The 267-nt window shown below is 64.8% G+C and carries 1 protein-coding gene; it reads left to right on the forward strand.

Annotated elements, in window-relative coordinates; all coding sequences use genetic code 11:
* Positions 1–267 (forward strand): KR domain-containing protein (locus KCH87_RS48570; protein ID WP_210594481.1); only part of this gene is annotated, 267 nt, incomplete at both ends.

Raw genomic sequence — 267 nt, forward strand, 5'->3', positions numbered from 1 at the left:
TGGAATTTGCATGAGTTGACGCGTGGGTTGGATCTGTCGGCGTTTGTGTTGTTCTCGTCGGTTGCTGGTGTGGTGGGTAGTCCGGGGCAGGCCAACTATGCGGCGGCGAATGCGTTTTTGGATGTGCTGGCGCGGGTGCGGTGTGCGCAGGGGTTGCCGGGGACGTCGTTGGCGTGGGGGTTGTGGGATCAGTCCGGGCAGGGTGGCGGGATGGGTGCGGCGCTGGGACAGGCCGACCTCGACCGCATCAACCGCAGCGGATTCGGT

Origin of the sequence: Streptomyces sp. GESEQ-35 (assembly GCF_017948485.1) — a bacterium.
Lineage (GTDB): Bacteria > Actinomycetota > Actinomycetes > Streptomycetales > Streptomycetaceae > Streptomyces.